This window comes from Luedemannella helvata (genome assembly GCF_039528415.1).
Lineage (GTDB): Bacteria > Actinomycetota > Actinomycetes > Mycobacteriales > Micromonosporaceae > Luedemannella > Luedemannella helvata.
Window position 1 is genome coordinate 1 of record NZ_BAAALS010000139.1, and the last position, 525, is coordinate 525.

Sequence of the window (525 nt, forward strand, 5' to 3'; positions counted from 1 at the left end):
CCAACCCGAACACCTTCACCACCCACGACCAGGCCCCGAGCCTGCGCCTGGTCGGACCCGACGACGACGAACCGCGTCGCCCGCGCGCCCAGCTCGGTCGGGCGTGGACCGCCGATGAGCTGATGAGCACCGAGTTCCCGCCCGCCCGGTGGGCAGTGCCCAGCGTGCTGTGCGAGGGCGTCAACCTCCTGTGCGGACCGCCCAAGGTCGGCAAGTCCTGGATGTCGCTCAACCTCGGCATCTCCGTCGCCGCCGGCAACCAGGCGTTCGACGCGATCCCCGTCGAGCCCGGCCCGGTGCTCTACCTCGCGCTGGAGGACGTGCCGCGCCGGTTGCAGACCCGCGTCGCGAAGATGCTGCCCAACGGGCAGCGCGCACCCCGTGACCTGCACCTGGTCACCGAGTGCCCGCCGCTGACCCACGGCGGCGACGAGGCGATCGCCGGGTGGCTCGACGCGCACCGCAACGCCCGCATGGTCGTCATCGACGTGTTCGCCAAGGTCCGAGGCCAGTCCCCGATGGGCG

The 525-nt window shown here is 72.4% G+C and carries 1 protein-coding gene; it reads left to right on the forward strand.

Translation table 11 applies throughout. From position 1 onward, the window contains the following. Positions 1-41 precede the first annotated feature (41 nt). Positions 42-525: AAA family ATPase (locus ABD191_RS29145; RefSeq protein ID WP_425560909.1), on the forward strand; the 484-nt coding region annotated here is incomplete at its 3' end.